This window comes from Pontimicrobium sp. MEBiC01747 (assembly GCF_053601635.1).
In genome coordinates this window covers 1-6,660 of sequence record NZ_JBSHNS010000149.1, presented here as the reverse complement: position 1 = coordinate 6,660, position 6,660 = coordinate 1, and the positions used below count along the sequence as shown (strand labels likewise).

General features: G+C 35.3%; 2 protein-coding genes. Both read left to right on the top strand.

Annotation, left to right across the window (positions count from 1 at the left end; translation table 11 throughout):
• The first annotated feature begins 128 nt into the window (after positions 1-128).
• Positions 129-3,938 (top strand): hypothetical protein, encoded by a 3,810-nt coding sequence (locus tag ACVC2P_RS04105; protein WP_452597216.1) that lies wholly within the window; start codon positions 129-131, stop codon positions 3,936-3,938.
• Between the two features lie 7 nt (positions 3,939-3,945).
• Positions 3,946-6,660, top strand: a 2,715-nt coding sequence (locus ACVC2P_RS04100) for a DUF6443 domain-containing protein (RefSeq protein WP_452597215.1), incomplete at its 3' end; no start/stop codon positions are given.

Here is a 6,660-nt window from a genome sequence, read left to right as displayed (position 1 = left end):
TTTAAAAAAAAGTTAAAAAATTTCAAAAAAAAAGAATCGTAAGAAAATAAGTATTAATTATGCTCGTTATTAACATAATAATCTAACGATTACGCTATTATAACCATAAAACCATCATCTCTATAATTATGAAAAGACTCCCTTTATTAGTATGTACCATTATTATGGTGCTAAGCACTAACACGCTTTTATCTCAAGAACTCCCCGACTACATATTACCGTCACCGCAGGCGTATCAAATCACTAAATACGGAGATATACCTGTTAATGAGACTGCAGGAAAAATTAGCCCAAGTATACCCTTATACAACTACAAAGTAGGAGGATTAAATTTACCCATAACCTTATCTTATGGAGGTAGCGGCGTTAGGGTAAGTGATTTACCAACATGGACAGGAAACAACTGGAGTTTAAATGCAGGAGGAGTGATCACCAGAGTTGTTAAAGATTTACCCGATGAGACCTCTATGCCTCGCTTTTTTTATGACGAACAAGATTTGCAAACCCTAATAACCTATATAACGGTATACTATACCTGTTATGATCAAAATATGTTAGAACAATTTTTTGGGCTTAATAATTTTAATCAAAACTGTGATAACAACAACCCACCAATCATTGATTTTCTATCGGGTTATTATCTAGATGTAGTCACTAGAGAATTAATAACAAAACCAGACAATTACGATACAGAAGCCGATGTGTTTAACTTTTCATTTGGGGGCTATTCAGGAAGCTTTGCTTTAGATGTAAAGATTACTGGTCATCAAAACGGCATAGCCATAAAAGAAGTCACCCCAATTGTTATAAAAAACGAACATGATTTAAAAATAGAAGTCCTTGGCGATTTTAATGAAAATAGCAATATAGAGTTTGTTATCACTACAGCCGATGGTGTTAAATATTATTTTGGAGGTTATACAGGACTTCATCAAGGCGCAACTCAGCCATCAGAACTAGCAACAGAAGAAAGTCAATTTGTTGATAGATCTGGAGGACAACACACCTACGGCAAACGTGCAAAAACAGCATTTTATTTGACTAAAATAGAGAACCATTTAGGCGATAGAATACAACTTGAATATTACACAAAAAACCAATACGAAGTATTAAGTTATAAAAATCAAACCCTATCCACTGGTGTTAATTTTGCCACCTTAAACTTAGGTTGTAGCACAGGTGTATCTAATGGCACTGGTAATATCTCGCCATTAAAAAAAACAAAAAATATTGTTTATAATGGCAAGTATTTAAAACGTATTTGGAGTAATACAGGCGTACCAGATATTGTTTTTAACTCTAATGAAGTCACTACAGCAAATCAATACTACCGTGTACTTAAAGATATTAATTTTGGTACTAAACAAGTCGACTTACAGTACTGGCCAAGTGAAGGAAATTTAGCCTCTAGCCAAAATAAAGACAAGTTCTTTTTAACCAAAGTAGCCTTCAAAGGTGAAAATTGGTCAGACAGGTTATACAACTATACTTTCGAGTACGACGATTTAGCCTCGGTACCCGATTTAGATTCCTTCGCTCAAGACTATTTAGGCTATTATAATGGGGTTACAAACAACACTAACTTATTACCAGAAAAACATTTAAAATTTGTAGAAGCACATATGCCAGGACTCCATCCAGCAATAAAAGAACGCATACAATTTTCTAGTCTTTCGGGCGTATTAGCAGATAGGGACCCCTATTTTGAATATGCTACCAAAGGCATACTAACCAAAATAAACTTTCCTACTGGAGGATATACTGCTTTTGAGTACGAACCTGTAGAGAAAAAAATAGAGTATGACAGCAAGCACTTTCAAATATACAGCAATATGGGAGCGGCAAACCCTAGCTGGAGCCCTAACTCGGTATACGAAGTGGTTTCTGGTATAGGTGCTATTACTGTAACAGATCCTGGTGAAGAGGTTCCTGCTTCGGTTTTTCAAACACAGAATGTGACCTTTAACCTTACCATAAACACTTTGGAAGTAGGAGATTTAGGCACTCATGCTGATAATGTATTATTAGAAGTTATTGATTTTAACAACCGAACTGATATACAGTCTCAAGTGTTTGCTTTTCCTAATACAGCTAATGATGCTGGTAACCAACAAAATGTATTCTCGTTTATTTCTAACGAATTCACTTTAGAACAAGGTAAAAATTACCTCTTCAAGCTTAAATTTAGAAATACTAACGATGATATCAATGCCTCTAATGCTGCTACATTATTTAGCACAACACCAATGTATGTAAACTGCAGTGTTACTTATATTTCTGGTGTTGATGAAACCGATGGTTTAGGGCTACGCATAAAACGCGTAAAAGACTATAATGCAGATAATGGTTTGGTTAATACTAAACGGTATTATTACAAAAAAGCTAAAAATATAAATTTAGCACATGAAGATGATAGCCAAGTTGCTGTTTACGCACCATTCTTCTTAAGTTTTAGTCACTCTCAAGCCTCTTGTACAGATGATTTTGGAACATCGTATACACAAGATAATTACCAAGCTATTTTAAACTCTAATGCCAGTGCTTTAAATTTTCCAGGATCTGATGCCATGAACTTCTACCGCCATGTAACGGTAAGTTATGGTGGTGATAATTTCGAACAAGGTGGTGTAGAAAAACAATTTAGGGTAAACCATAATCAATTATCTAGAGATTTTACACCTAATCAAACAACTGTTTCTGTACACCGTTATATGCTACAACAAGGCTTTAAAATTAATACGCCTAACTATACCAATACAGGTGTAAACAATGGTACTTTAGAAAAAGAAATCGTTTATAGAAACAACAATGACAATTTATATAAAATAAAAGAATCTAAATATAATTACAACTATTACATCCGTGATACTATAAAAAATATTGGGGGGAGAAAAATGGAAAATGTTAATAATCTATTTAATCCAACAACCTCTCTTTACGATTTGTATTTTGGTTTATATTCAACCATAGCCTATACACCTATTTTAAGCAGTACAACAGAAAAAACATATATTGATGAAAGACCCTTAATAGACCAAAATCTTTTTTATCAAGGATGGATGGATGATGATCATGATAGCGATGGTGTTACCAATTATAATGATCCCGATTATTTAAATCCAGAAGATTATAATGCTTTAAGTGAAACAGGGCAAGAGGGGTATCACGACTCTTTCTATAGAACAATAACAACAAAAAACACTTACACATACAATCCAGAAGTTTCCAAATCACCTATTGAAGCAAGAAGTGAGCAAAGTAATGGTAAAACAATTAAAACGTATACGGCATATCCTTTTACACCATACATAAATGCGATGACAGACCTTAGTACAGATCAACGACAAGCCTATCTGGATTTAGAGACTCAAAATAGAGTAGCCGCTCCAATAGAAGTAAAAACAACAGTTGTAGATACTAATAATAACGAAACACCACTGTCTCTAAATAGAACACTCTATAAAAATTGGGGAACTCATGTCTCTATGCAAAAGGTAGCTGCCTCAAAAAGTGGCACTACTAATCTATTAGAAGATCGTATAGAATATATTAGTTATGATGCCGCGGGGAACCCTAGAGAGCTAAAACAGACTAACGGAGAACCCCAATTGTATTTATGGTCTGCTAACCGTAACCCCATATTAAAATTAATTAACTGTACCCATACTGAATATACCAATGCTATTAATAGTTCTGGTATTACTATAAACGATAATATTACTGTTGCGCAGTTACAAACACTTTCTAACTTGCTACCTAATGCACAATTATTAAAATATAATTATCTCCCTAATAGAGATGTTTTAGAAAGCATTATTGATGCCAGAGGTAACAAAATAACTTACGAGTACGACGAACATTATCGCCTAAAATACGTCAAAGACCAAGATGGCAATATATTAAGTAAAAACGAATACAATTACACCACTCAAAACTAATAGCGACATGAAAAAGTTACTAATCATCTTAGCAGCAGTATTTGTGTCTACATTAGCTATGGCGCAAACAACAACTAAAAACTATGTAAAAAGCACGAGTTACCAACAACCCGTACAAAATGAAGCAGAAATAGCGGCCTTACCCCTATTAGATAAATATGAGACGATAACCTATTACGATGGCTTAGGCAGGCCAGAACAAAGTATAGCACTACGTCAAGGCGGTGTCTTAAATCCTAATAATGAGCTTACTTACGATTGGAAAATAGGAAATGTAAATTCAACCAATTCCGTTTTTACAAAATCGGGATCAGAACAAGAGAACGAAATTATTAATGGAATAACTCCCTTTGGAAACACCGATTTATTATGGAAATGTGGTAGTGATGTAACTGCAGGTTCAGATGGAGGTTGGATGACAAATATAATTTCTGTAGACAAAACAGTAGGTTATCGTTACACCACATGGGTAAAACGCACAGGAAGTACCACAGATGGTTACACCTACCATGGACCATACTATGTAAACAATTTAGATGGTACAACAAACAGTAACCCCTACTTTTATTATGGACAGTTACCACAAGTCGATACTTGGTATTTAATGGTAGGCGTAGTCCATCCATACAATTATACAGGAGGTAATAGTGGAGAAAGCGGACTTTACGACATACAAGGTAATAAAGTAGCAAATGGTGTAGACTTTAAATGGAAGCCTGACACTACAACAGCACGATTTAGAAACTATTTATACAATAGCACAGACATAAATACCTATCAATACTTTTACAAACCCCTATTACAACGATTAGACGGACAAGAATTATCGTTAGCACAAATAAACAACACCTTTGTAAAAGACATCATCACCCCAGTAGTATACGACCCATACGGAAGACAAACCAAGGAGTACTTACCCTATACTGATCTCACCCTAGGAAACTATACACCAAACGAGCAAATCGCAATACCAAGTATTAACAACTACTACAACACTAATTATAGCGAAGACCTAGATGCCACCCCAAACCCCTATTCCGAGAAACACCTAGAAGCCTCACCATTATCAAGAATATTAGAGCAAGGTGCACCAGGAGCAGATTGGAAAGTAGACCCTACAGCAGATACAGATCACACCATAAAATTTGAATACGAAACCAATCTAGCAAACGAAGTACCCTATTACACGGTAATCTTTCCAACAACTAAAACCGAAGAACCACAACTATACTATAATGGTACTTATGCCGAAAACCAACTCTATAAAAGCATTACCAAAGATGAGAATTGGAGTCCTACACAAACCTATTTAAAAAACCACACTACCGAGGAATTTAAAAACAAACAAGGGCAAGTTGTTTTAAAACGCACCTATGCCGATAATGGTAGTGAAGCTGTAGCGCATGACACCCAATATGTTTATGATGATTATGGGAACTTAACCTATGTGATCTCCCCAAAGGGAAGTGACCTAGTGCTGTATAATAATAACTACCCTAATTATAGTAATACCTATGCCTATACACAATTAGTAGGAACCAATAGTAAAGGAGTTCCTAACACATTAGGTTCAGGAACCTTTAATGTCTCGGTAGATGCTACTGCAAAAACGATAAGCCTTAACTTTAATGTAAGTTTTAATAACCCTACAGAATTAAAACTAGGTCCAGCAGTTCTATTAAACCAAACCATCCCTAATGTAATTTTAGGCGCTATACAAGGCAGTGGCTATAACTATACCTTATCTGTGCAAAATGGTTATATTTATATTGCTGGAAGTGGAGAACTAAGCAGTATAAATACGAGTATGAGTGTTAATCTACCCTCGCAATCTATAAACACCGATGTTGTAGATGCATTAGGCTACCAATACCATTACGATTACAGAAATAGACTGATAGAAAAGAAAATACCAGGCAAAGCATGGGAGTATATTGTATACGATAAGTTAGACAGACCTGTATTAACACAAGACGCTAACCAACGTATAAACAATAAGTGGCTATTTACTAAATACGACGATTACAACAGAGTGATCTATACAGGACAACATACATTTACACCAACAGGAGTAAATGATAACTCTGGACGTACAGAATTACAAGAAGCCGTTAACTTACAAGGTTCTTTTAATGAAAATAAATTAAACACACCATTTACAATAGGAGATACCTCTCTCTATTATAGTAATAAAGTAATACCAAATAGTAATACAGAAGTCTATACCGTAAACTATTACGACACTTACCCTCAAGATATCGCTACGGTAATCCCAGATATTGGCACTTTTAATCTAGCAGGACAAACCTACACAACAACTAGTAATACGACTAGTTTAGCCACAGGAAGCAGAGTACGCGTATTAGGGACCAACCAATGGATTACCAGTGCGACCTATTACGACACTAAAGCACGACCAATTTATATAGCAAGCCATAACAGCTATTTAAATACAACCGATAAGGTTAAAACCGCTCTAGACTTTGTAGGAAAAACGCTAGAAACCGAAAGTAAACACATTAAAAATGGAATAACCATTACAACTAACGATGCCTTTACCTACGACCATGCTTCTAGATTAGTAACCCAAAGCCAAACCATAAATAATGGCACGCCAGAGTTAATAGTGAATAATAGCTACGACGACTTAGGCCAGCTGATAAACAAAAAAGTAGGAGGCGCTGTAGCTAATACAGCTAATACCTCCTCAGGATTACAAAGT